General features: G+C 58.5%; 17 protein-coding genes and 1 pseudogene. 2 read left to right on the top strand and 16 right to left on the bottom strand.

Annotated features, from left to right (window positions below; all coding sequences use genetic code 11):
- Nucleotides 1-180 precede the first annotated feature (180 nt).
- Together FN060_RS15810 and FN060_RS15815 are read right to left on the bottom strand one after the other, a co-directional pair.
- Nucleotides 181-654, bottom strand: coding sequence for a hypothetical protein (locus FN060_RS15810; protein WP_142588941.1), 474 nt, complete (start codon nt 652-654; stop codon nt 181-183).
- Between the two features lie 191 nt (nt 655-845).
- Nucleotides 846-1,535 carry a hypothetical protein gene (locus FN060_RS15815; RefSeq protein WP_052642662.1) on the bottom strand — a complete coding sequence of 230 codons (690 nt, stop codon included), beginning with the start codon at nt 1,533-1,535 and terminating at the stop codon, nt 846-848.
- Nucleotides 1,536-2,180: 645 nt separating this feature from the next.
- Here FN060_RS15815 and FN060_RS15820 point away from each other — a divergent pair.
- Nucleotides 2,181-7,100, top strand: coding sequence for a glycosyltransferase (locus FN060_RS15820; protein WP_244665861.1), 4,920 nt, complete (start codon nt 2,181-2,183; stop codon nt 7,098-7,100).
- Nucleotides 7,101-7,354: 254 nt separating this feature from the next.
- On the opposite strand, the gene FN060_RS15825 is transcribed toward FN060_RS15820, so the two are convergent.
- The 5 genes from FN060_RS15825 to FN060_RS15845 are packed head-to-tail and all read right to left on the bottom strand — an operon-like array spanning nt 7,355 to nt 14,111.
- On the bottom strand, nt 7,355-8,524 hold the full coding sequence (locus tag FN060_RS15825; RefSeq protein WP_142588943.1) for a hypothetical protein: 1,170 nt from the start codon (nt 8,522-8,524) through the stop codon (nt 7,355-7,357).
- Between the two features lies 1 nt (nt 8,525).
- Nucleotides 8,526-10,445: an ORC-CDC6 family AAA ATPase gene (locus FN060_RS15830; RefSeq protein ID WP_142588944.1), complete on the bottom strand. Its 1,920-nt coding sequence runs from the start codon at nt 10,443-10,445 to the stop codon at nt 8,526-8,528.
- A complete protein-coding gene (locus FN060_RS15835) occupies nt 10,445-11,572 on the bottom strand; it encodes a phosphoribosyltransferase-like protein (RefSeq protein WP_142588945.1) in 1,128 nt (375 codons plus the stop codon). Before FN060_RS15835 ends, FN060_RS15830 begins: the two co-directional genes overlap by 1 nt.
- Nucleotides 11,569-13,506 (bottom strand): hypothetical protein, encoded by a 1,938-nt coding sequence (locus tag FN060_RS15840; protein WP_142588946.1) that lies wholly within the window; start codon nt 13,504-13,506, stop codon nt 11,569-11,571. Before FN060_RS15840 ends, FN060_RS15835 begins: the two co-directional genes overlap by 4 nt.
- Nucleotides 13,503-14,111: a riboflavin biosynthesis intermediates N-glycosidase gene (locus FN060_RS15845; protein ID WP_142588947.1), complete on the bottom strand. Its 609-nt coding sequence runs from the start codon at nt 14,109-14,111 to the stop codon at nt 13,503-13,505. The genes FN060_RS15840 and FN060_RS15845 overlap by 4 nt, the downstream gene beginning before the upstream one ends.
- 224 nt (nt 14,112-14,335) lie before the next feature.
- On the opposite strand from FN060_RS15845, the gene FN060_RS15850 reads away from it, so the two are divergent.
- Nucleotides 14,336-14,755 (top strand): hypothetical protein, encoded by a 420-nt coding sequence (locus FN060_RS15850; protein ID WP_142588948.1) that lies wholly within the window; start codon nt 14,336-14,338, stop codon nt 14,753-14,755.
- Between the two features lie 122 nt (nt 14,756-14,877).
- On the opposite strand, the gene FN060_RS15855 is transcribed toward FN060_RS15850, so the two are convergent.
- The 9 genes and pseudogenes from FN060_RS15855 to FN060_RS15895 form a co-directional block, all read right to left on the bottom strand.
- Nucleotides 14,878-16,035 (bottom strand): RHE_PE00001 family protein, encoded by a 1,158-nt coding sequence (locus FN060_RS15855; RefSeq protein WP_142588949.1) that lies wholly within the window; start codon nt 16,033-16,035, stop codon nt 14,878-14,880.
- Nucleotides 16,036-16,790: 755 nt separating this feature from the next.
- Nucleotides 16,791-17,246 (bottom strand): SRPBCC family protein, encoded by a 456-nt coding sequence (locus FN060_RS15860; protein ID WP_052641415.1) that lies wholly within the window; start codon nt 17,244-17,246, stop codon nt 16,791-16,793.
- Nucleotides 17,247-17,490: 244 nt separating this feature from the next.
- Nucleotides 17,491-18,300, bottom strand: a pseudogene (locus FN060_RS15865) (XdhC family protein); the annotation flags it as partial.
- A 15-nt stretch (nt 18,301-18,315) separates the two neighbouring features.
- Nucleotides 18,316-19,497 (bottom strand): vWA domain-containing protein, encoded by a 1,182-nt coding sequence (locus tag FN060_RS15870; RefSeq protein WP_210310695.1) that lies wholly within the window; start codon nt 19,495-19,497, stop codon nt 18,316-18,318.
- Complete coding sequence (locus FN060_RS15875) at nt 19,497-20,384, bottom strand: AAA family ATPase (protein ID WP_425312180.1); 888 nt, start codon at nt 20,382-20,384, stop codon at nt 19,497-19,499. Before FN060_RS15875 ends, FN060_RS15870 begins: the two co-directional genes overlap by 1 nt.
- 46 nt (nt 20,385-20,430) lie before the next feature.
- The gene (locus FN060_RS15880; protein WP_142588953.1) at nt 20,431-22,851 is read right to left on the bottom strand and encodes an aerobic carbon-monoxide dehydrogenase large subunit; all 2,421 of its coding nucleotides are present in this window, start codon (nt 22,849-22,851) and stop codon (nt 20,431-20,433) included.
- Complete coding sequence (locus tag FN060_RS15885) at nt 22,848-23,339, bottom strand: (2Fe-2S)-binding protein (protein ID WP_142588954.1); 492 nt, start codon at nt 23,337-23,339, stop codon at nt 22,848-22,850. The genes FN060_RS15880 and FN060_RS15885 overlap by 4 nt, the downstream gene beginning before the upstream one ends.
- A gap of 11 nt (nt 23,340-23,350) precedes the next feature.
- Entirely contained in the window at nt 23,351-24,205 is an 855-nt protein-coding gene (locus tag FN060_RS15890) for an FAD binding domain-containing protein (protein ID WP_142588955.1), read from the bottom strand.
- Nucleotides 24,206-24,364: 159 nt separating this feature from the next.
- On the bottom strand, nt 24,365-25,498 hold the full coding sequence (locus FN060_RS15895) for an MHYT domain-containing protein (RefSeq protein WP_077548587.1): 1,134 nt from the start codon (nt 25,496-25,498) through the stop codon (nt 24,365-24,367).
- Nucleotides 25,499-25,617 lie beyond the last annotated feature (119 nt).

Consider the following 25,617-nt stretch of genomic DNA (forward strand, 5'->3'; position numbering starts at 1 on the left):
TGCCACGCGACAGACGTCGCCGGCTCTGCGCCATTTCAATTTCTGATCGAGGCAAACGCAGAAAGGGCTACGGACCGGCAGCAGTTCGCCGCGATAGCGCTCTGTCTCGTCGTAATCCACCCGAAGCTCTGTGAGATTCCTGCGACACGGAATGGTCCAGCGTTCAAAGGAAGAAGATGGTCATCGTTCGAAGCGCTCGAGCATCTTCTTCAGCTGCGCGTTTTGGATCCTAAGCTTGCTTGCCAGTTGCGCCCTGAGCACCTTGATCTCATCGTCCAGGCTTATCGTGTCATCAGACTGACTACGGGACCCTTGCAAAACTTGATCAGCAACGACGGCCGGTCGACTGTACTTACTAGGGGCCTTCTGCTTGCGCGCTGGGACTTCGACAGCCGGCTGGAATTCCATGGCGTCTGTAGCGGTGACAGCGACGCCAGGTTCACCAGCTGAACTTAAACCACCAAATGCTGGAATGCTGTCGGCCGTTACGCCGATCTCGGTCGCCGCCTCGTCCACCGACGCAGTCTCTGAATAAACAGCGTCGTGTGGCTCCTGATCAGGTGGCTCAAGAGCTGCTGGCGGAGCCGCCTCCCCTGCAACCGGCTCGGTGGCATCGGCAATCGCCAGGACATCCGGTTTTGCCTCGTTCAGCACATCGGCGTCTTGCTTTCGCTCGCCTCGACCTGACACCAGTCGGCGTAGAAACCTCAACGGAGATGCCATGATCTAACCTCAAGCTTCACCATGAGCGCTATAAGCTCCCCTGGTCTGGCAATGAATTGACAGGCCGCTAGCGTGTTATCGCGAGCGACGAGTTATGGCCGGGATTGGAGGCTCCTTCTACGTCAGCCGAGGTTGAGCTTCTTCCGCAGGTCGGCGTTTTCCGCGCGTAGCTTTTCAGCCAGAAGCTTACGAAGTCTCTGGTTCTCCTCCTCCAACTGCAGAAGGTCTGCCATTTCGTCACCAGCGGAAGTCCCCTCCACGGCTGCTGGCTGCTCATTCTTGCTCGCACGCTTCACTGGCTCGCGATTTGCGGCTGCTGCTCCTGCGAGCGCCTTCGGCTTGCGACCGCGCTTCTTCTGACCAGCACCGCCTTCCGCTGCAGTGTTAGCCGCAGCTGTTTCAGGAGAGCCCTTCTTCATGCGTGGCTTGCGCTGCTTCTTAGGCGCAGGCTCTGCTTCGACAGCGCCTGGTGCACCGGCATCGGAAACAGCATCGGCATTGGCGGTATTGTCGGCATTGACAGTCGTGTCGTTCTCGTCGGCCATAGAGATCTCCTGTTGCTCCGCGACAGCTTTCAAGGTCGCGGCCGGCGCTGTCAATGTCGGCAACACACGAAATGCTTTTGGCGGGGAGACTTCGACGTCAGATTCAGCAACTGCGCGGCCATCGGGCTGCATCGGCATTACCGATCTCTCTACGTCAAGTGCGACAGACCTCAGATCCAGATTGCCCCAGATGGAGTTCGGCTTTGCTTCTGTCCTACGGCGGCCGGATTTGTACTCGACGGCAAAACTGCGTGGGGGCTTTCTCACTTGGGGCCTTTGATTGTTCTGGAGTCGATGTCCCAGCCAGATGCTCGACGCTCACAAGCAGGGGAAGTAGCGATTAAGCCGCGGTCCGTCCAGTCCTCTCGCCAACACAGTTCCACCGGCTCCCATTGTACGATGAAGCGACTGAAAGCTGGACAAGCTGAGTGGCACAGAAAGTTTCGAACCGACCGCACGAAGGGGACGCAACCGACCACCTATGCCCGTTGAAGCTCCGTAGCCTCGCTCTTGAACGGAATCGAACCATCGACTCAGTCATCTGATCAATAAGTGTTTGAAACCTCGGCCACTTCTTTCAGGCGCATCGTCGTCAGCCTACGAGATTCATGGAACTTTATTCCAAAAATAATCCGCCGTTGCCTTCCGAGAGAAGTCAGAGCTCAAAGATCAACCCGGTGGACGAAACGTCAACCGTTTAATCCTGCGTTTGCGTATCTTGGGATCGACATCTCTTCGACCTGCATCGAAGCGTGCGACCTCCTGTGGGATGGAATGCGCTGTATTCAGCGCAACCTGGTTGCGCACTGATTATGTCTGCCCCTCCACTTCGTTGGGAATGAAAAGACACATTGTATCAAGCGGATAGATGACTATTATGGTCTAGCTATTTCCTTGAGGTGTTTGAAATTGGTGAATATCGGCGAACGTACAGATTTCCTCTGCAACCGCGAATGGATTCCAATTACCTCCAATCATGAGGCCGATACGAGCGCTTCGCGCGAAGACGCAGAAAACGAGTCTGATCCGGTAGCGCTGCTCGATATTGCGGACACCCCTTGCCTAGTTCTCCTGAGCGAACCAGGCATGGGAAAGTCGTGGGAGTTAAATGCGCTGGCACAATCGCTCCGCGATCAAGGTCGTCAAGTCGATTTGATCTCAGTTCGCGGCCAAAGCTTTCCCGACACCCTCGATACCCTGCTTTTGTCCGATCACGCGCGGGGTTGGATCGATGAAGATCGGGAGTGGCATATCCTGATCGATGGAATCGATGAACTAGGTGGCGGGCTCGATCCGAAACGCGTCCTCGAGGACTTTCTTGATCGCCTCTTCGCACTCAACAAGAAGCTCGGCAGTCTCAAAGTCGCCTTCACAAGCCGAACTGCAGCGTGGACAGACCTGTTAGATCAAATGGTCGAAGATCGATGGTCGCCACACGCATTCAAACGGCTGTCGCTTCTACCTTTGACCCACATTCAAATACAAGCAGCTGTCGAACATTCCGACTTGTCAGCTGAAAACAAATCAATCTTGAAGGCTCACCTGTCGGACAAAAAGATGCGTGCGGTCGCAGGCCGACCAATCCTGCTAGCAATTTTACTGGAGCAGTATCGTACCGGGACTTCCTCGCCCAGCAGACAAATTGATCTGATTAACTCCGCAATTGTCGCCTCCCTTGAGTCCATAGAAAGGTCGTCAGTTCAGATTAAAGTGGCGATGGCCGCCCGGTTGGCTGCTGCTTGCACTTTCTCGGACACGCGCAGGCTCACGACCACAGTTGGCTCTTCCGAAATCGACGCCCTCTCTGTTTCGAGGATAGCCGGAGGTGTCGAGGCAACCGCAGACGGACCGATAATCGCGACACCAAAGCTATTCTCTTTGTGCCTGCAGTCGCCCCTCTTTGTTGAGGTTGCGCCAAACGTTTTCGAGTGGTCGCACCGAATATTCAGCGACTTTTTAGCGGCACGCTATCTCGCCGACCGTCACTTATCCGTAGAGGAAATTCTCTCGCTGCTGATCGTGCCTGAGGTCGGCGGCCCAGGTGGCGTCGCACTTCACCTCTCAGAGGTCGCGGGATGGACTGCCGTGATGGTTCCCGGCGTTTTCAACGCGCTACTCGACAGACAACCTGATGTGCTGATTCAATCGCAGGCTTTGGCCCTCGAACCCACCGATCGTGCCCGGGTTATCGGGGCCTTGCTTGACCGTTTCGCCGAAGAGGATCTTGTTGATCGATACAACGAGATAATCCCGCTCCTTGGTCGACTTGATCATGACGACTTGGAGGAGCAGCTACTTCCTAGAATCTTGAGCGACAATACCCCGTTGTTCGAAAGGAGGGCAGCAATCGACCTTGCTGCAGAGTCCGGTAGAAAATCCTTCATTCCCGCGATTCTTAAGGTGGCTGCCGCTCCTCGCGTCGACGGGGTCCTTCGGACAATCTCGGCGCGAGCTATCCGGACGATCGCTGGGCCGGAAGCCGGCGGACTTTTAGCTCCAGTCCTTTTTTCTGATCTCACGAGCGATACCGATGATCGCCTCCGCGGGACCATTTTGCAGATCGCATGGCCCGGCGCTCTCTCGTTCAGCCAGTTGCTTTCGTCTCTGACGACTCCAAAGCGGGACAATCTGATTGGGCCATATCAACTGTTTCTATCGCGGTTCAAGGCGCCAGAGCTGACGGTGGCGCAAGCTCTCGAGACAGTTGAATGGTTGCAGCTACGCCTTGATGTCGATGGCGACAAAGGAAGCTATCTCGAGACCGTCGTCACGCGATTGTTTTGGGCTGCGTCCAACGAGGTGGAAGCACCTGAGGTAGCCGATGCAGTTGCCGCACTTGTTGTCGATGCGGATCGCAGCTTAGCGGGCTTCATCTCCCAGCGGGATGAAAAAGTCGGGCATTGGCCGAAGAAATCCGCGGCGCGTGCAGCTGTGGCGGAGAAGATCCTTCAGCGTAGCCAAGACCCGCTCCGTAGCGTGATACTCATGCTACAAACCCTTCCAGACCTCATTGTAACAGATGATCTCGGCGAATACCTCAAGAAACTTACCCTCGTCCGCGACGATGCCCTGCGTGCGGCATTATCTCGAATAGTCGTAGAACTCGCCGTACAGCTTCCGATCGATACGCTCAACGACGTTTGGAACATCGCTTCAGAAATCCCGATTTTGCAGGACACGCTGACGCAGCATTACTCAGTTGAGCTGGGTTCTCCAGCGTCTGACTTCATGCGGAGCAGATTTGAAAGGGAGCGCGATGCAGCGCAGCTAAGCGCATCAGCAGAAGTGGCCGCAGCCACTTGGCGAGACGGGATCGAAAGTCTTCTTCTCCGAATTGAAGAGGGTGATGCACAACTTTGGTGGCACCTCAATCTGCAGCTCTTCTACGAGAGAACAGGGAGCTACCATCAACAATTTGAGTTCATATCGGACATCACTAAAACGCCCGGCTGGTCAGCACTTGATGCCAGCCTGCACCAAAGAATTATACGAGCCGCATTAGCGTATCTGCTGAAGGCGCCCCTCGCTGACACGAGCTGGCTTGGCACAAGCACGAGCCATCGACCGGCGAATGCTGGCGTCCGCGCCCTCAGGCTTCTTATGGAGCATGATCCTGAGACCTACGCACAATTGAGCGACCAGACCTGGTCTATTTGGGCTGCAGCAACGGTTGGCTTCACTGGTAATGATTCCTACGAAGATCACGCGCAGCGCCATCTCGTTAAGGACGCATATCTAAAATCGCCGGAAGCAGTTGTGCGCGCGGTTATGCAAATTGCCACTGGTAGCGCCTCGAGAGGTATCACAACTCGTCTGTTAGACCTGCTTGAGTGGCCGCTAGATACCCGCATTGCGGGCGTTCTGCGTGAAATCGACCAATCGCCGGGTCTCAAGCGCGAGGGTAATAGTCCGTCGATACTAAGTTACCTCGCCCGCAATGGTGACCCTCAAGCCAGGGCGGATGTAATTACAGCGCTGGAAAATGGCCAGAATAGCGAGCTGCTGGAGCGGCCAGATGCGGAAACGATTGCGGAGGCCACTGTCGAGCTGCTGTTTCGCGAACCGCAGGAAATTTGGCTGAAGCTCCTGGAATTACGAGAGAAGGACGCCGTCCTCGCTAGGACCGTATGGACGAAGTTCGCAGAACAGGTGGCTTATGATCGTTCGCCGAAGTTCGATGAGCTTTCCGAATACGCTCTCGCCCAAGCTTATATCGATCTAGTCGCTCTTCTTCCAGAGCGTGCTCCCTATGAAACAGGAGCGCGTATTTTGCGCGCGCCAGATTTTGTCGACCAGCTGCGCAGTGGCCTGCTCAGTAACCTCGTGTCGCGTGGAACAAATGTCTCGCTTGAACAACTGCACCGCATCAAGCAAGCCACACGAGATGGCCAAGAAGCCTTTCGGTGGTCAATCGAGCAGGCGCGACGAAACGTGCGTGCCAACCACGTTCGGCTCGAGGATCCAGCAGATATTCTCGCCCGCATCTCCAGTATGGGCCTCGCACCAGTAACCAAAGAACCACCTCCCCCTCCAGAGCATGCTGGCTCAGACCACTTGGCAGACATTAGCCTAGACACTGATGTTCCCACGCCCAAAGTCAGCAAGCCAGGCCCACTTCCGGAAGCGGAGCGGAAGACCGTCCTAGCTGTGGCCACAGAATGGTTGTCTCATCACGGGGGCATATCAACTCTCAATCGAGAGCTTTGCAAGGCTTTGGCGGCCTTGGGGCACACCGTTATCTGCCTGGTTCCGAATGCACCCGAGTCCGACGTGAACGACGCGAGAAGTGTTAAGGTCACCTTGGTTGGGTGCCCAGAGTCGGTTGGTATCGCAGGCATGGACCGAACGCTCCTGTGCCAAGCCTCCGATATCGGAGGATCGCCTGAGCTGGTCCTTGGGCACGATCATATCACTGGCCGTTTTGCGAGAGCGCTCGCAAAGCGTTTCCAAGCGAAGTACGTTCACTTCCTGCACACCATTCCGCAGGAGAATGAAGGCTTGAAACGTCCGCGGTCTGATCGACCACTTAACGTTCTAAGGGGTGAGACCAAGCTCCAGGACCAGTTAGATCTTGCCAGCGCATCCGATCTTGTTGTGGCCGTTGGCCCACGGATTGAGGCCCGTTTCATTGCAGAAGCAGTTGACCCTCCGCGGGTCTGTGTTCTAGTGCCTGGGCTAAACCCGGATCTCCTAGCGCTCAACCCGGATCCTACCAGCTTGCGTGTCAACATGTGCGTCATGTCAGCACGGATGGAGGATGCAGTCGCTAAAGGTGGTCTGTTGGCGTGCGACGTCATAAAGATCGTTGGCCACGGCCGAAGTTGGACAGCGCCGGGGCCACCGGTGCTCATAATGCGTGGGTTCTCGGAGGACGCAAACACAGAATTCTCACAGATTGGCGACTACTCGGACTATGCCCAATTTGTGCAGCTTCGATCGTTCACCGCAGACCCTTTGAAATTGGCCAAGGGTTACCTTAAGGCCGCGTTGATCTTGATGCCCTCGGTGGCAGAGGGGTTTGGCCTAACAGGACTTGAGGCGATCGCGGCCGGTGTCCCGGTGATAATTTCAGACGCAAGTGGCTTAGCCGAATATCTTCGGGCCGCCGCCCAATACGACGGGCTACCTTCGGAGTTGGTGGAGTCATGTATTGCGCCGGTTCACCTTTCCCACTCAGATACAAGAAGCGCATGGGCACAAAAAGTTGATCTAGCGCTATTCGATCGCGAGTCGGCGTTCAAGCGTGCGGCCGAATTGCGAAGAGCATTGACCCCTCGTCTGACTTGGGAACAGGCCGCGCGAAAACTCTCTGGCGAGTTCAGCACTTTGTGAGAGACCATCGGGCAATCGAAGATAGGCCGACTTGATACAAGTCTCGGGCACCGCTGATGAAGCGGCCCTTGCAATATCCAAGACAACTAATTTTTCCAGTTACCTTACTTGCGATTAAATCGAATCCGGCCAGATTCCGTTGCGGGTGTTGGCACCTGCGCGAGGTTTGCCACGGAGACACCCTTGATGTCAGGCTTCAACTTTGGTCTTGAAACGCCTCGCTTTACTCATGTCTCAACGTCGCCGCCAACCGATCAAATCAAATAGGGGTCGCCCGTCAGAACTAAGACCGATAAATCTGGCTTCGAGGAACGCAGCGCGGCAACATCTGCCACGTACCGCTTCGGCTCGGCATACGGAATCGCGACGCCGGAGCTGCTGTCAACAGAACGCATTTTCATTTCAAAACATGCGAGCGCACTACCCACCGTTATTAGCTTGCTGGCAAGTGGCGTTACAACCAGGCGGCTTCCTCCAATCACAGATAGTGTCTTCCGAAAACGAAGCATCGCCTCAAGCAATTGTCGGTAGACTTCGAATGGATGGCCCTCATGTGCATAAATGATATTGCTTAGAGGCGTCTGACGCTTAGCGAAAAGCGTGCTGTCGTACTCTGTAAGAAGTTTGTCACCTCGGCGTGGGTCTTTTGAGGGGTGCGGGAGAATAGGACAAATTTCCGCCCAGTCGGGGATATTGCTTTCCACTTTCAGCACTTGGGCGAGCCGGTTTTCCCCCAAAATCGGGAACCAGACCATTGGCATATCGCGCAGCGTTTCGGATTGGAAGACCTCTGAGTAGCCAGGGATTAGGACAAGGTCGTTGCTCGGGTCTTGGGCGGCAATTTTGCTGTCCAGTTCTGGATCTTCGCCGACGAGAACCTGAAACGTCACCCCACCGTGCGTCAGCAGATCCTGATCGCCCGTCGCAGGAATAATGCGTGCTAAGATGGACAGCAAAATAGTAAGGTAAGCAATCCGAGGCAGCGAGCTTACGTCGAGAACGACATCAGTCACGCCCTCCAGATAATCAAGAATTTTGGAGGCGCCCAGCCGAAGCATGATCGTTGCATTCAGCTCTTCGTCTTCCTCGGTCTCATCAATAAAATAAGTTTCAACTTTCCCGATGGTGCCGAATATCCCCTCCAAAATAGATGCGTTTTCGTTCGTCAACGCTTCGAGTTCGGTCGACAGCTGGTAGCCGCCAAAGCCAACTAAAAGAAGCGTCGCCTGGTCAACCTTGCATCCTGAGGCATTCAGCCGTTCAACATATGTGGAAATGACGTTGTTCGCTCGTAAATCAAAACCGCGGCCCGCAATATATAAGAGTCGCATTGAACGGTTATTCGCCTTGCGATCTGAATACATGTCGTCCCAAAGGTCTTCGACCTCCACCCCCCGACGAAAGACATAGTTTTCCCAGATCATTTCATCGCCCTCCCAAGCTCAGCTTAGCGGCTGGCTGATAGCCGCCGTCCATCCAGTCCGACAGCCTTTGAATAGTTGTCTCCTGCCAACCGCCATATTGAAGGGGAAGCGAGAAATGTGCGCAAAGCGTTCTGTTAAGATAAAAAACCGTACCGCCTTCCCTATTCGTGCTTGCCGCGCTTTCGCGGGTCACCAGAAGATTCTCGGCCACGCACTCAAAGAGCACTTTTTTTAGTTTTCCGATCTTTGCCTGATCTTGAACACGCTCTAATTTTGACAATTCAGAATTGGACAAACGAACGCCGGTAACCCCTGGAGCGTAGGGAGCATTCGGTTGGAACGTCCGCTCTCGGCAGAATAAACCAATAGAGTCGAGCAGCCGCTGTGCCTTCGTGCCGTCTTTGTGGGTCCGAGTGATGAAGTCACGTTTGCTCGCAGCCGCGTCCTGTAGCCGCTTCTCCTGTTCTTGTGGCAGAAGCTCCCTAGACGCTCTTTGACGCAGAACCTGCTTGGCTTTCATCCCCTCGTAAAGGGCCGCAGCCAATGACAGAAGCTCCTCCACATTGTTCGTAGCTAGGGTGCAGAGCCGATCGAGCCCATAATAATAGGGAAATCTCTGTTCGAAATTGAGAAATATCTCGGCAGCACCCTTAGTGGCGGCACTGTCCCGCTCTTGAAGTTCTTCGGCCGGGAGCGGTGCCAGCTCAAGCGAAAGCTGCTTAGTGGCCTCATCACGCGCAATGAGGATACGTGTAACATAAAGGCTGATGATCGCATCAAGACTAGGTGTCGGTGGTCCCACAGCTGCATTTGCCAACCATTCCGAATATCTTACGTTTCGTTTGTGTCGAGCTGCGAAAGCGTCGAACAGCGAACGGGCTTCGATATACGCGTCGTTCAACTCGTTCAGTGGGAAGTTTTCCTGGAGATACTGTCCAAAGGCCTGGCCAGGAACGACCGTTTGCATTTGGAATCGTCTGTCCAAAATACTTTGCGCAAACGACACGAACTGGCGGCTGTTGCCGCCACTGCCCCACAGCTCCTCTAGAGCGTACTCCCGCACGTCACGGCCACTTCTCGCTCCCTGCGATAAGAACTCGTCACCGAACGCAATTGTGCGACTTGCGAGCCAGACGGGGATCGAGGGACGCAATGTGACCAGTTCATCGATCAGAAGTGCTCTCTGAGCTTTTCGCAGCGCTTGAACATCGTCGATCATCAACAATCGTGCGCTGGCCACGTCCCGACCCTTGTAGGAAAATTGAACGGATTGCAACCAGAGCACTGATTCGAGCCGCGCATGCGCTGGCGGCGGGTTCTGCGTTCTGCTCGACGACAAAATGTCCAAATGCTCGTAAACGGACCGTTCGCTTTCTTCGGCCCACTTCATCATGGCGGCTGCGGTATCGTGAAGCGGAATGGATCTCAATCCGCTTGCATCGGAAGCATACCGCAACTGCACGTCATCGAGCGCGTCGGGCAGACCGTTGTTGAGGAACTCAGACAGACTGCGCAATGTGCGCATTACAATACGGCAGTTAAGCAGCGCCCGAAACAGTTCGGCGCTGGCATTGGACGCCCCTGGTGGAAGATCTGCATAGCCAGATGAGCAAGAGAGCATAACGCCCAAAAGGATGGGACCATCCTCCTCACCAAGCACGCCACGGTCGATCAGAAGCTTGTAGGTTTCCGCCTGGTTCGGACCCGCGTTCCAAAAGGCTCTCAGCGAATTTGGTGTAAAGGCGCGCAATATGGTTGACTTACCGCCGCCAGGTGGACTCCGAAAAATATGTACGGCGCCCTTGAAGCAATCCTCATGCAGCTTTTCTAGGATCTTGGGCGAAAACAGATGAACAAAGTCCTGGTCTGAAGTGGTTCGCTCAGACATCCGTTCCAGAAAAGGGTTCGCGCGATAGGCCATTATAATTCTCGATGTCGGCTCACCCGGGGGAATAGACCGAAGAATGAGTTCTCCTCTGGACCCCATAAGGTATAAATCGAATTGTTGGGAGTATTATGAGACAGGATCAGGGGAAGCGCGCAGGCCGCAAAGCCGAGTTTCGCGTCGTCAGTGCCACCGATTTTTATATGCTCATCACTGGCACGCTCGTCGTAATATCGGTCTTGTTTGGAGATCTCAATGATTGAGGGGTCGCGAAAGGCAGAAAGCGAGCTATATTTTTCGATCGGATGAAGGACTTGCACTCTGAGTGGCTTGTAGCCCTTTTCATTCGTAAAGCGCTCTGACCAATATTCGATATGATCTATCGCTTGGCGGGTCGCCACGTAGAGTAGCAAAGAAACTTCATAGTAATCTGGATTGATAAGGTCCCCCTCATAAATCCGCTCATAAATCTTCTTTATCTTCCCCTTGAATTTGCGTTCATTTGCGTCGTAGCGGATGTATGTATTCCCACTGCCCGAGAAGTCGTCCACCAACCAGATCAGGCTAAAACGTTCTTTGTCGCTCGGTCCTGTGCCGCCGGGTTCAGTGAAATTTGCGGCAGCCAGTGACTTGCGTAACGCCTCCAACATGTCTTCAGCCTTGGCGTCACCGAGCTCGTATGCTTGCCATATCTGCTCGTTGTTGATCGCGCCGTTACTCGCGCGCCTTAGTTCATTGGTGTGGGCACCGTCACTCAGACCGAGGTACAGCGACCGAATCCTAAGTTCTTCAAATCGCCGGTGCTTTGACAGAGTCGCCACCTTATAAGGCGGTATTTCATTTTCCTCGGCGACGAGTCTAAGCCTATCCTGTACAATCACGTCCGGATACGACAATTTAACAAGATGGGATATTTCGCGTTCTGAGATGAAGATAAGCTTATCTTGCACCAGATCCAGTGCCGACTGGCGATCTCCTTTTTCGAACTGATTTAGCCACAAGGCGAGACTTTCAATGAACTGTCTGCCAGGGCCAAATCTTTGATAATGATTGTATTTATAGTCGGCCAGTAGCTGCAAAACAGAAGCGTTTCGTCCAACGACTTCGGGATCCTTCCAGTCCATTACTTGAGCGAGAAGGGCCTGTGCGTTGATGTCCTTCATTCATACTCCCCAGAAAGTGACAGTTTAAAATTGCCATCATGGTTAGTCTGCATCCGGTCTAGATACCATAAGGTTGCGTCCACATCCCGCTTAAACCGAGGCGCTAACTTCCAACCGCGATCAAGCCGCCGCGAGGGGAGGTCGACACTCAGCGAGAAACGATGTTGTAACAAAGACGAGTCATTTCCCGGCCAGGCACCAAGATCTCCCATGGTCAGGATTTCGTATGGGTCGATCCTATCTCGCTGGACGATATTAGCTACTACGTGAGATTTGCTGACGCCTTCAGCGAGAACATCAATGGAGTGCTTGCTTCGCAATATGGTTCCAGTTTCGAGTCCAGATTGCTTCATTGCGTCAGCAACGACAAACCACATATCCTCGGTGCTGACCCCATTCTCGAACCGCACGCTGAGCTGGTATGGGGGATTTTCGCGTATCATATGAATGGGGACGCCGCTGGATCTTAAGGCTGTCAGCACCCGTTTGGCGTGTATTAGGAAGTCGCTCAAACCCGACCGAACGGGGGGTCTATCGCCGAGCTCTCCAATCCAACCGCCGTTATACAAGCCCAACCTGATTTTAGGCCAACGCGACTTGTCGAAAAGCATCTCGAAGCTTTCGGCAATGGACCCACCTCGACCCGAGGCGATACCAATCATCACCCCGGCCTCGGCCAATCTCCTGATATGGGCGCAAACCGGCTCAGGCGGTGGCGTGTCGGTTGCATTCGAGCTGCACAACGTGCCGTCGTAGTCGAAGACCACAGCTCGAAACTTCTGACTTTCCAACGAGGTTTCCGCCTCGAACCTCGCGCGGCGGATCTTACCACTATTGCGCCGGCTCGGCCACCTAGCCCCTAGCACTTCGTACTTAGAGTGCTCCCCACGCGTTTGCTCTACCTCCGGCGGCGGGACGAGTTCCGCCAGCTTCGCGTAGTAGAGTTTGCGGCCAAGGTCGGAGATTGTCGGCTTGGCAATATTCTTGTTTGCGGCATTCGCGACTCTTGAAACAAGATGCATGCCACCAAGCAGGCCGGCAATCAAATCAGGGGGAGCGGAGCCGTTCAAAGGCATTTCGAACGTGGCGACTTCGGCGGGGACCTGTTCGCGCATGTCCTGCCAGAGCCCTCCAACGCTCGGTTCAGTGATAACTAGCAGCGCCGTATCTCTTGAGCGCTCCGTAAGCCAAAGGTGGCGACCGTGCGCAAAAGATCGGAAGTCGGCAAGTTGGATGAACAGAAGAGCCGATTCTGCGAACCGTGATTCGAGATCCTCAGCAATCGGCCGAAGACGCGGCGAAAACACGATTATCACGCTTCTGCGCGCAACAGCTTCCTGGGCGAATCCCGCAGCACTTTCAAGCCAATCGAACAGGGAGAGTTGTTCGAAACGAATATCCGTCATCCTGAAGAAATCAGGTGGCCCGTCTTGATCGAGTTCGCCAAATGCCCTCGCTAAGACAGAGGCGCTCAACGCCAGGCTATTCGTCGCAAGATAACCGTCCTTCTGATCGAGCTCGAATATGTGCGCGGTTACGTCATTCATCGAACGTACAACGTCCATCAATAGGCTATCCTGTCGGTTAGTAACCACGTGGACTGCCCGTGAACTATGCTGACGCGCACGCTGCAAAGCTTCTAATATATCCGGATTTTTGCCCTCAGCAGAAAAAATGAAGATTGGGCTCGTCGAAGCCAAGGTTGGATTACAGATCAGCTCAAGCGGCGTTATCGGCCGCGAGATGCGGCCGGTGTAAGCTTCGTGCAGGCTGCAAAGCAAGGATGCAACGGTGAAAGATCCCCCCGATCCGACAGCAATAACACTAGATTGACTCGCTCCAGCAATCGCGTGTTTCAGAGGCTCTATCGACGCAGCGAGGGCTTTGTCGAGACTCGCTTGAAGCTGTTCCAGCTCGAGTTCGTAAGGCGTCATCGAGAGTTTGCACGTATTTTTTCACTGAGAAGCAGGCCTTTACCCGGCATCTCTTCGCACGACACCGGCGATAGAGCGCCGCTCGCGAGTTGGTCACGCAGTTCCATTAGCATAATGCCGAGCATGTTTTCGCCCTTGCCATTAACTTCGCCCCAGAGCCTGTTCACAGCGTTGTTGACAGTCCCGGCCTCTACGAGCCTTTTCGCACCTGTTGAGATGAGAATTTCGGCCAGATCCGGGTGCTGGGTGAACTTGGCACGCAGAACTGCTCGCATGCGATCAAATTTTATAGACGCCCAGTCCGGTACGACATCCCAGGTGTACAGCCCGTGGGCAGCCATCGCGGCGAGTGAGGGACTGGGTGCGGCCTGGATCCACTCTCGAACGGCCGGTTTGATTGCCTTCCCAGCCTGGTAAGCATGCTCCGAGGTTGGGAAAATTCTTCCCTCAAACTCAATCTCGCGCCGGTAAAGATTGCTTAAGACGCCGTATGGACGCTCGTTTGCCCGGTAGAACGAGATTACGGTCGTGTCCACTTGCTTTAGAACATCAGCCTTTTCGTCCCTCGACTGCTCCGCCTTGGAGTCCCCTCTTGCGGTTTTCATCTAGTTCTAGCCCTCACTCCATCCCCCGGAGACCGCCACTTCTCAAGCTCGTTCATCAGTCTCAATCGTTACTCCATATCGCGATTACCATGTTCCCTATCTCCATGACTTTCGTCGTTTTCACGAAACGGAGCCTAGCATATGTTGCAGCGACATAGGACTTGAAATTTTCTCCAGTTACCTTGCAAAATCAATGCGTACAGCACTAGATCGGACGGTGTGAAATGGAGAACACGAGCGACCATACCCTTGAGACCGTTCACCGCGATCTCGCCCTTGCTAATGCCTACCGACAGGAATTCATCAAGACGTTGATCCTTGTCGCAGGCGCCCTTTTCGCGTTTTCGGTGTCATTTAGACCGCAGCTTCAGCTGCCGGTCTACTCGTACTTGTTTTGGATCTCCTGGATAGGGCTTTCAGGTTCAATGGTCGGCGGCTTTGGGCAGCTTGCTGCGTGGGAACGAATCTATGCCAGTTATCAGCGCTTTGAGCGGAAAGGCCTCGACGGTGATCGGTATCGCGATGTTCTCACGGTATGGCGTCGGATAGCGCTTTCCACCCAGATGATAGGATTCACTGTCGGCGTCTGCGCTCTCGGCGCTTTCACGGCCTTCAACCTGTCGCACGTGGTAAACAAAGTCTGACCTTCCCACTGCCACAGCGGTCGTCTGGATGTTCGGCGTTTGAATAATTTCCGGTACCGCAAGTGAACAGCGGAAATCTCTTCGTCCATCTTGCTCAAGTCGCAGCGCAACCCGTTCGCCGCTCAAATCACTCCCCACGCCCGAAACCTCCCCCTCCCCGTCATCTCCCTGAGGCCGAGCTCCAAAACGATCCGCCGCGCCCCTTGCGGCGTGACCTCGAGCGTTTTTGCGACCATCCCGGCCGACACCAGCGGCTTTGCCATCACCAGCTCGACCAGCTCCGGCAGTTTTGACGACGCGCGGCGTCCCGCCAGCTTGCGCTCCATCATCTGCCGCGCCAGCGCCAGCCGGTCATGCTCTTTTAGCCCGTTCTCGGCGGTGGCCAAAAACCCTTGGGCGATGGCAAGCAGCCGGGTTTCGCGGTTGCGGTGACGCCGCCGATCGACGGGGATGGCTTTCAGGCCGAGATTGATGGCCGCGAGGTGACCACCTGATGTGACACCACCCTGGCGCAGGATGGCGGCGGCCAAGAGCCGGCCCATCCAGCCGGCGTGCTGCAGCACACCGATCTCGTTCCAGGCATCGAGGGCGATGATCGCCTGCAGCACTGCGGGGAAATCTTGCGCCTGTCGCAGCATGGCGCGCCACTCCTCCAGCCGCGCATCCTCGTCCCAATCGAGATCATAAATCATCGGATCTTTTTCGGCCGCCCCGCCGGACTTCTTTATGGGGCCGGGCTTTCTTGCTTCCTTGATTGCCGCCTCCGAACGCGCCAGCAGCGCATCGATGGCGGCGAGCTCGGCATCCAGGACGTCCTCGCCAGCCTCACCGTCCACGTCACTAACCTCCGGCCCCTCCCCTCCCCCATCAGCCACTTCACGCGCGGTGGGCTGGTCGGCCACGCCGGCGCCCCCATCACCCAAAGATGCCCCGGCCCACGGCCGGCGCAGGCCGCGCAGGCCTTCTTCTGACAGAGCCCAGGCGGGTGGGTGGTCGGCGATGCGCCGGCGGGTGCGCAGGACGTCGCGGGCGATGGTGAGTTCGTGGGTTGGGGTGCGGATGTCTCGGAGAGCGTCGTGGAGGACGAGGTCTTCGAGGTGGACGAGTTCGCCGTCGATCCAGAGGGAGGCGCAGGCGTCGGTGAAGTTTTGGCGTTCGATCCACCCCTGCCCGACCGGAGACCGCGAGATCCTCTCGTCGAGGCGGGCGAGAGCGCTGCTGGCGTCGGCCACGGGTCTCAGCAGGGTGGAGATGGGCAATTTCGTGAGATCATAAACCATTGTTTTTATGGTAAACGATGTCTTAAACGAAAGCTAGTGAGCTTCTACGGTTCTACACACGGTATAAAAGAGCCCGCGGTGGCTCACCGCCGATAAGTAATGCTTATTGGAGGTTAGCAAAAAATACAGTTATTTACTTTGGAAAAATAGCGGGTTCTCGTATTATTATTGTATATTCAAGAAAATCTTAGCTGTACAAGATTTATAAGCTATTTTTACCTCGAAATACATCAAGTGGAAAGGGTGGCCGACACGTTCAGCAAAGCAAGTTCGAACCCTGAGCTCACGTGGCCAATTCCGTCGCAAATCTACTTTCTGGAAGGGCTGCCTGCTCCTCAACGAGGCTATCGCCATTCCTGGGATATCCTCCAATTGCGTGCGGCTGTGTTTTGTGACTCCGGTTCTGGCTACGCAGACGGCTATCTTCCACGGCCTCTTGCATGTGTGGCAGTCTCTGTGATAGTCGAGTCTCCAGCTGAATAGACTTCGTCGAGCAAATTCAGGCATTTGGGGACACATCAGCTTCTAAGGAGCGAGTCCTCTTCTGGGCACCATTTCCCACTAAATAACTGATCCCATTCAGTTCGGTCACGTCACGCGTGGCCCTGCCGCTACGCTGCATATCAGCCTTCAGTATTGATTGCCTGGAACGGCGGGAGTTTCGATCCGCGGCGCCTTCCAAGACTGCGACTTCGTAGGCCAGCGCGAGGACTACCGCGACAGTTCCTCAGGCTGGCCGCGAGAGTGTCCAACGTTCAGCTGACTTCCTGCTTCGGCGCGACCTTTTCGGAAAAGTTCTCGAAGAACTGGCCCGCGAGCTTCTGAGCCGTGCTGGCGATCAGCCGGCTGCCGAGCATGGCTAGCTTGCCGCCGACATCGGCCTTGGCCGCATAGCGCAGGATGGTCGCGTCACCGTCCGCCTCCAGTTCGACATCCGCGCCGCCCTTGGCGAAGCCGGCGACGCCGCCGCTTCCCTCGCCGGAGAGGGAAAAACGATCCGGTGCCCCGGCGGTATCGAGCGTCACCTTTCCGCCGAAGGTCGCCTTCACGGGACCGACCTTCAACGTCACCTTCGCCTCAAGTTCGTTGTCGGACACCTTTTCAAGTTCCTGGCAGCCCGGGATCGAAGCCTTCAGCACCTCGGGATCGTTGAGCGCGGCATAGACCTCGTGCTTCGGCGCCTCGATGCGGATTTCGTCTTTCAGTTCCATCTTGTCTCCACCCTTACATGCAACAAAACCGACGATGCAGAAGCAGAGAGAGATCAGATGTCTCCTCCTGCCGCTGTTTTTCGTCCGGCATAGTCGAGAACATCTTCTCGCGAAGACGATCTCCTGCCCTCCTCAACAGGCCCGGCCTGGCTGCAGCATCAGCCGGACCAGCCTCCAAAGCATCGTCCTTTTCCGGCCCCGCGCCAAGCCGTTCTTTTTCGGCCGGGCCTTCGCGCATCACCCGCCGCTGGCCGCGCCGCCGCACCTCCACCAGCTCGGCGACGATCGAGAGCGCAATTTCCTCCGGCGTCACCGCGCCAATGTCCAGGCCCGCGGGCGCCTTCACGCGCTCCAGATCCTCCTCAGCCACCCCGGTCGAGCGCAGTTCCGCCTTGAGCGAGGCAGCCTTGGCGCGGCTACCGACGAAGGCGACATGGGCCGCCGGCGAGCCCAGGGCGGCGCGCAACGCCGCCTCGTCGCCCCGGCCCTGCGTCGCCACCACCAGATAACGCTCTCCCGGCGTATCGGCCGGCAGAAGATAGCCCTCGATCCGATCGTCGACCTCGGCAAAGGCCGGCTGATCAGGCGCCGGCGCGCAGGCGACGGTATGGAAACCGAAGCGGCGGGCGAGATCGGCGAGCGCGACGCCCACGGGGCTTGCGCCCAGCACGTAGAGATGCGGCACCGGCAGCACCGGCTCGATGAACACGTCCATGGTTCCCTTGGACGGGCACATGTTGCGGGCAAAGCGGATGCCGTCTCGGACTTCGCCCGGCGCCACGCCGAGTTCGGACAGCAGGTCCTCCGGCTGGACGGAGATGAGGCGCGGCTCGCCATCGGCGATCGCGTCCCTTGCCGCCCGCAGCACCGCGCCGCGCGCGCAGCCGCCGCCGATCCAGCCCTCGGCAATCGTGCCATCCTCGACGATCACGGCCTTGGCACCGGCCTTCGCCGCCGTCGCCGCGACGGTGCGCACGACCGTCGCCATGACGAAGGGCGTTCCGGCGCGTTTCAGCGCCTGTGCGATCTCGTCGATTTTCGGTTTCCTCATCATGCGAGCCTCCTCCGCTCACACCTTTCGAAGATGCGGTTCAAGCGCCGCGAGCGCATCAAGCGTATTGGCCGCGGCGAAGAGATCGAGATGCGGCAGCGCCGCCGCCATGCCGCGCGCCACCGGCTCGTAACCCCCCCAGCCCTTCAGCGGATTGAGCCAGACGATCTTGCAGCCCCGCCGCCTCAGCCGGGCGAGTTCGGTGCCTATCTGATCCGCGGGATCCGTGTCGTAGCCGTCGGAGAGGATCACCACTACGGTTCTTCCCGTCACCAAGCCGCGCGCATATTGATCGTTGAATTGCTTCAGGTTGGCGCCGATCCTCGTGCCGCCGCCAAAGCCGTTCGCCATCAGCGACAGCCGCTCCACCGCCCTCAAGGTATCATTGTCGCGCAGCGCGTCGGATATCCGCACGAGCCGCGTGTGCAGGAGGAAGGCGTCGGTGCGGCTGTCGACGCTGACGAGCCCCTGCAGAAAGGCGAGGAAGATGCGCGCATAGACGCTCATGGAGCCCGACACGTCGCAGATCGCGACGATGTTCACCGGCCGGTCCGGCCGGCGCCGGCGCAGGAGTTCGACGGGATCGCCGCCATGGGCGACCGAACGGCGGGCGATGCGGCGGAGATCCAGCATGGCGCCGCGGCGCGCGGCCTTGCGCCGCCGCGAGCGCCGGTCGCGCAGCGCACGGGCAATCTGCCGGGCGACGGCCTCGGCTTCGGCCAGTTCGTCCGGCGTGACGAGACCGCGAAGGTCGGCACGGCGCACGGCCTCGATGCGCGAGGCGAGCAGGCGTCCGGCCCCGCCGGCCTCGCTTTCACCTTCGCCGTCGCTGTCCGGGACGTCCGCCACGCCGCCGCTGGCGCGGCTCTCCATCATCTCGCGAATGTTGGAGGTCTGGCGCGGCGGCCGGCGCTCGAATTGGCGTTCCCGCCCCGGCCGCTCGCGCCGCCTGCCATCGGCAAGCCAATAGGCGTCGAAGAGTTCGTCAAAGGCGCGAAAGCCATCCGCGCCACGGGCGCAGACCGATTTCAGCGCAAGCCGCACCTCGTCGCGGTCCGTCGCATCGATGGCATAAAGCGCGGCAAGGGCCATCTCGCTCTCCGGCATGCCGGCATTGAGCCCGTTCAGCCGCAGATGGGCCATGAAGCCCGCCATGCGTTCGGGGACCGTCTGGCGTTCGGGAAAGCGGGTCGCGCGCATCAGGCCGCCTTTCCGACAAGCCGCTGCTGCACCTCGATCGGCACGGCGGCGCGGTCAGCCTGGGTTTTCAGCAGGCAGACGAGCGTCGCCTGAAGTTCGACGGGATCGTCGGCGAGGTCGTTGATGCCGAGGCCGGCGATCGCCGCCGCCCAGTCCAGCATCTCAGCGACGCCCGGCTTCTTCTCCAGATCCTCCTTGCGAAGCGCCTGAACGACGCCGACGATCTGCTCGCAAAGCCGCGCCTCCAGGCCCGGCTGGCGGGCGGCGAGGATCGAAAGCTCGGTCGCCCGGTCGGGGTAATCGACATAGGAATAGAGGCAGCGGCGGCGCAGGGCGTCCGACAGGTCGCGCGTGCCGTTCGAGGTCAGGATCACATGGGGCCGCGTCTTCGCGGTGATGGTGCCGAGTTCGGGGATCGTCACCTGGAAATCCGACAGGAGTTCCAGCAGATAGGCCTCGAATTCCTCGTCGGCGCGATCGACCTCGTCGAGAAGCAGCACCGGCGCCTTGTCCTGACGGATCGCTTCCAGAAGCGGCCGCGCGAGCAGGTATTTCTCGGAGAATATCCGATCCTCGATGTCGTCGGCGGCACCACCACCGCTTTCAGTCGCGGCCCGGATCGAAAGGAGCTGGCGCTGGTAGTTCCATTCGTAGATGGCGGCAGCCGCGTCGAGGCCCTCGTAGCATTGCAGGCGGATGAGGCGGGTGTCGAACAGTTCGGCCAGGGTCTTGGCGAGCTGTGTCTTGCCGACGCCCGCCGCTCCTTCGAGCAGCAGTGGTTTGCCGATTGTCACGGCAAGATGCAGCGCCATGGCGAGGTCGTTCGAGGCGACATAGCCATGCTCCGCAAGGTCCTGCTTCAACGTCTTCCAGGTCATCGCATCCATCCGGCAAGAAGCGGGCCGGCCGCGTACCGGCCCGCTTTCCGCATCCTCAGCCGTGCAGGCCGAGTTCGTACGCCGTCTTCCAGATCCGCCAGTGATCGTGGGGCATGTGCGTCTGTGTCAGCCCGAAGGCACGGAACGCGTCATGCACGGCGTTGGAAAAGGCAGGCACCGAACCAACGTTCGGGCTTTCGCCCACGCCCTTGGCGCCGATCGGGTGATGCGGCGAAGGGGTGACGGTGAAGTCGGTCGTGTAGTGCGGCGTCTCCCAGGCCGTCGGCAGGAAGAAGTCCATCAGGGTTCCGGTCTTCACGTTGCCCATGTCGTCGTAGGCAATCTCCTGACCCATGGCGATGGCGTAGCCTTCCGTCGCACCGCCATGGATCTGACCCTCGATGATCATCGGATTGATGCGTGTGCCGCAATCATCGAGCGCGTAGAACTGGCGGATCTCGTGCTCGCCGGTATCGACGTCGATTTCCATGACGCAGATATAGGCGCCGAAGGGATAGGTCATGTTCGGCGGGTCGTAATAGCTCACCGCCTCCAGACCCGGCTCGAGACCCGGGATCGCCTGGTTGTAGGCGGCGAAGGCGATCTCCTTCATGGTCTTGAAGCGCTCGGGCGCACCCTTGACCGCAAAGCGGTCGACATCCCATTCGACGTCGTCGTCATGGACCTCCAGCAGATAGGCGGCGATCATCTGCGCCTTGGCGCGGATCTTGCGGCCGGCCATTGCCGTCGCCGCCCCCGCGACCGGCGTGGAACGTGAGCCGTAGGTGCCGAGACCATAGGGCGCCGTGTCCGTGTCGCCCTCCTCCACCGTGATGTCGTCGGCGGGTATGCCGATCTCGGAGGCGAGGATCTGGGCGAAGGTGGTGGCATGGCCCTGGCCCTGGCTGATCGTGCCGAGACGCGCGATCGCCGATCCCGTCGGATGGATGCGGATTTCGCAGCTGTCGAACATGCCGAGACCGAGGATGTCGCAGTTCTTGACCGGGCCTGCACCGACGATTTCGGTGAAATGCGTGAGGCCGATGCCGAGCAGCTTGCGGGTCTTTCCGGCCTTGAAATTCTCGATCCGCTGGACCTGCTCCCTGCGCAGCCCGTCGTAGTCGACAGCTTTCAACGCCTTGTCCCAGGCGGTGTGGTAGTCGCCGGAGTCATATTCCCAGCCCAGCGCCGAGTGATAGGGGAACTGGTCCTTGCGGATGAAGTTCTTGCGCCGGAGTTCGGCCGCATCCATGCCGAGCTTGATCGCCAGAACCTCGATCATCCGCTCGATGAAATAGGCCGCCTCCGTCACCCGGAACGAACAGCGATAGGCGACGCCGCCCGGCGCCTTGTTGGTGTAGACCCCGTCCACCGCCAGATGCGCGACCGGGATGTCGTAGGAGCCGGTACAGATGTTGAAGAATCCGGCCGGGAACTTGGTCGGGTCGGCGCAGGCGTCGAAGGCGCCGTGATCGGCCGTGACGTGGCATGACAGGCCCGTGATCTTGCCGTCTCTGGTCGCCGAAATCCTCCCCTTCATCCAGTAGTCGCGGGCAAAGGCGGTGGCCATCAGGTTTTCCATCCGGTCCTCGACCCACTTCACCGGAACGCCGGTGACGATGGAGGCGACGATCGCGCAGATATAGCCCGGATAGACGCCGACCTTGTTGCCGAAGCCACCGCCGATATCCGGCGAGACGATGCGGATATTATGCTCGGCGATGCCCGAAATGAGCGAGGCGACCGTGCGCACCGCATGCGGCGCTTGGAAGGTGCCCCAGACCGTCAGCTTGCCGTTGACCTTGTCCATCGACGCGACGCAGCCGCAGGTCTCCAGCGGACAGGGGTGGGTGCGGTGATAGTAGACCATCTCCTCGGCCACCACGTCCGCCGAGCCGAGCACCTTCTCGGTCGCGTCCCTGTCGCCCTGTTCCCAGGTGAAGATGTGGTTGTGGTGCCGGCGCGGCCCGTGCGCGCCCTCGGTCTTGCCCGCGAGATCCTCGCGCAGAACCGGCGCATCCGGAGCCTCGGCCGCGAACGGATCGACGACAACCGGAAGCTCCTCGTAGTCGACCTCCACCAGTTCGACGGCGTCGGCGGCGATGTAGCGGTTCTCGGCCACGACGAAGGCGACCTCCTGGCCCTGGAACAGAACCTTGCCATCGGCCAGCACCATCTGCACGTCGCCGGCGAGCGTCGGCATCCAGTGCAGGTTGAGCGGCGCGAGATCGGCCGCGGTCAGCACCGCGATCACGCCGGGAAGCGCCTTCGCCTTGTCGGCGTTGATCGACGTGATGCGGGCGTGGGCATAAGGGCTACGGACGAAATCGCCGAACAGCATGCCGGGCATCTTGATGTCGTCGACGTAATTGCCCTTGCCCTGGGTGAAGCGGGCGTCCTCGACGCGCTTGCGGGAGGAACCCAAGCCCTTGAGGGCTGCAGCGCGTTCGGTGTTCGGGGGTGTCATCTCGTTCATTGTGCCGCCTCCTTGACCGCATTGAGTTCAGCCGCCGCGGCGAGGATCGCCTTGACGATGTTCTGGTAGCCGGTGCAGCGGCACAGATTTCCGGACATGCCGAAGCGGACCTCCTCTTCGGTCGGATCAGGCTTTTCCTGCAGCAGCCGATAGGCGCGCGTGATCATGCCCGGGGTGCAGAAGCCGCATTGCAGGCCGTGATGCTCCTTGAACATCGTCTGCAGCACGTGCAGGCCGTCCGGGGTTCCAACGCCCTCGATCGTGGTGATGCTGGCGCCGTTCGCCTGGGCAGCGAAGACGGTGCAGGATTTGACCGACCTTCCGTCCATGTCCACGGTGCAGGCGCCGCAATGGGTGGTCTCGCAGCCGATATGGGGACCGGTGATCGAAAGCTCCTCGCGGAGCACGTGGATCAGCAGTTCACGGGGTTCTGCGAGCAGTTCCACGGCCTTTCCGTTGACCGTCATCTTGATGTGCGTCTTGCTCATGGGAAACTCCTTCAGGCGCGGGACGCGGCGCGTTCGATCGCGCGGCGCAGGACAACGGCGGCTGCGTGGCGCTTGAAGGCCACCGGACCCTTGTTGTCGTCCTGGGGGTTGATGACCTCGAGCATCGCATTGACCGCGTTTTCAACATCGGCGGCGCCCAGTGCAGTGCCGACGAGCGCGTCGCCCGCCGCCTCGCACCAGACGGGCGTGTCGGAAAGATTGGTCATGGCGATCGATGCGGCGGAACAGGCGCCGCCGGATTTTGCGATCACCACCGCGGCCGCGGCCGTGGCATAGTCGCCGGTCTTGCGCTTCTGCTTCACATAGGCGTGGCCGCCGGCCGGCGCCTCGAAACTGACCGCGGTGAGAATTTCTTCGTCCGTGCGAGCGGTGAAATAGGCAGCCTCATAGAAGTCACGCGCCTTCACCGTGCGAGCCCCATCTGGACCTTGCAGGTGGTAGCTCGCGTCGAGACACTGCATCAGGGCCGGCATGTCGTTGCCGGGATCGCCGTTGGCGACGTTGCCGCCGAGCGTGCCGACATAGCGCACCTGCGGATCGGCGATCTGCAGCGCGGCCTCGCGAAGGATCGGAGCGACATTCGCGAGCGCTGTACTTTCGATCAGTTCGTGCTGCGTCGTCATGGCACCAATGGTGACGCTGCGTCCGTCGATCCGGATGCCCTTCAGGGTGCCGATCTTCTGCAGGTCGACCAGATGCGCGATGTCGGTCATGCGCATCTTCATCATCGGGATAAGGCTGTGGCCGCCGGCGAGCACGCGGGCGCTGTCGCCGAAGTCGGCGATGAGTTTCACCGCCGCCTCGACGGACTCCGGGCGGTGGTATTCAAAGGGTGCCGGTATCATCGATTTCCTCCCAGAAACGAAGCGAGCCGGCAGGCACGCCTCTAATGGAAGGATGAAGGGGACATCTGCCGCCGCAACGTCGAAGACCCTGGCGGCGAACGGTTCTGCACGAAATGCGAAATAGCTGCACGAAACGCGCAAAAAGGCCGATTGAGCTCGCTAGATGCTCAAGGCGCTGCGAACGCGCGGCACGAAGGCGCGGCTGACGGGTGCGGACTTGAGGGAGGCCACTCCCTCGAACAGACATCGACCGTTGTCCTTTGCGCGCTCGAAGGCCGCCACCTGCTCGATATTGACGAGGTAGCTCCTGTGGGTACGCAGGAACTGCTGCGGGTCGAGCCGCTTCTCGATCACGGATATCGAGAGGGGACAGAAGAGCTTTTCATCGGAGGTGTAGATGATGGAATAATGCCCCTCCGCCCGAATGGCCGCGACCTTCGACGGTTCAACGAAATAAATGCGCTTGTCGCGCTCGTAGGGCAGGCGACCATGCTCCGGCAGTTGCGCCTCGTTCGTTTCGGGCTGCGGCTTGGGCGTGTTCGTCACCGGAGCGGAGGCGGAAACGGAAGGCGATGCCTCGGACGTGCCTACCAGCACGAAGTTGGTCGCCGTTAGCAGGAACGTCCCGCAGATCACGAAGGCCGACAGCATGACCAGCAGTGCCAGAATGCCATTGTCGATCAGCGGCGCAACGTCGCCTGATCCTTCGCCCACACGGAAACCGGTCCAGCCGACGGCGACGAAGTGCACGAGGACGACCGACAGCCCGAAGATGATGGCGCCCAGGAAGATATGGCCGGTCGAGCGGCGAACATAGGAAATCCGCAGCGCCACAATCCCCATAGCCGTCGCGCCCAGGACGGCCAGCACGACGCCCGGCAGCTCGAAGGTCGGCAAGCAGCCGCGAATGCCGGACATGCCGACATAGTGCATGACGACGATACCATTTCCGAGAATCGTCCCGGCGACCGCCGTATGGATCCAGGTGCGCCCGACATAGTGCATGATCAGGATGGCAATGCCGCACATCAGGATGGCGATCAGCGCCGAGCCAAGGGTGCTGATCGCATCATAGCTGATGGGGACGGGCAGGCTCATCGCCAGCATCGCGACGAAGTGCATGGACCAGATGCCGCCGCCGAGCGCCATCGATGCCATGACGATCATGAACTTCCGCCGCACATCCGGCAGAGCGTTGATGCCCCTCGTAAGCGTCAGGCCCGTAAAGGAAGCCATGATCGATACCGCGATCGAGGCAAACACCAGGACCAGATCGTAATTGGGTGCCAGCATTCGCGAAAAGCCTATTCCGGAGCCGATTGCCTTCGAAGACTAGCAAGCTTTGTTCGATGCGTCATCCGGTACGAAGGCTGGCATCAGAAGGGGGAATGCAACCGCATAAAGGGCAGTGC

Source organism: Pseudorhizobium halotolerans (assembly GCF_902153235.2).
GTDB classification, from domain to species: domain Bacteria; phylum Pseudomonadota; class Alphaproteobacteria; order Rhizobiales; family Rhizobiaceae; genus Neorhizobium; species Neorhizobium flavum.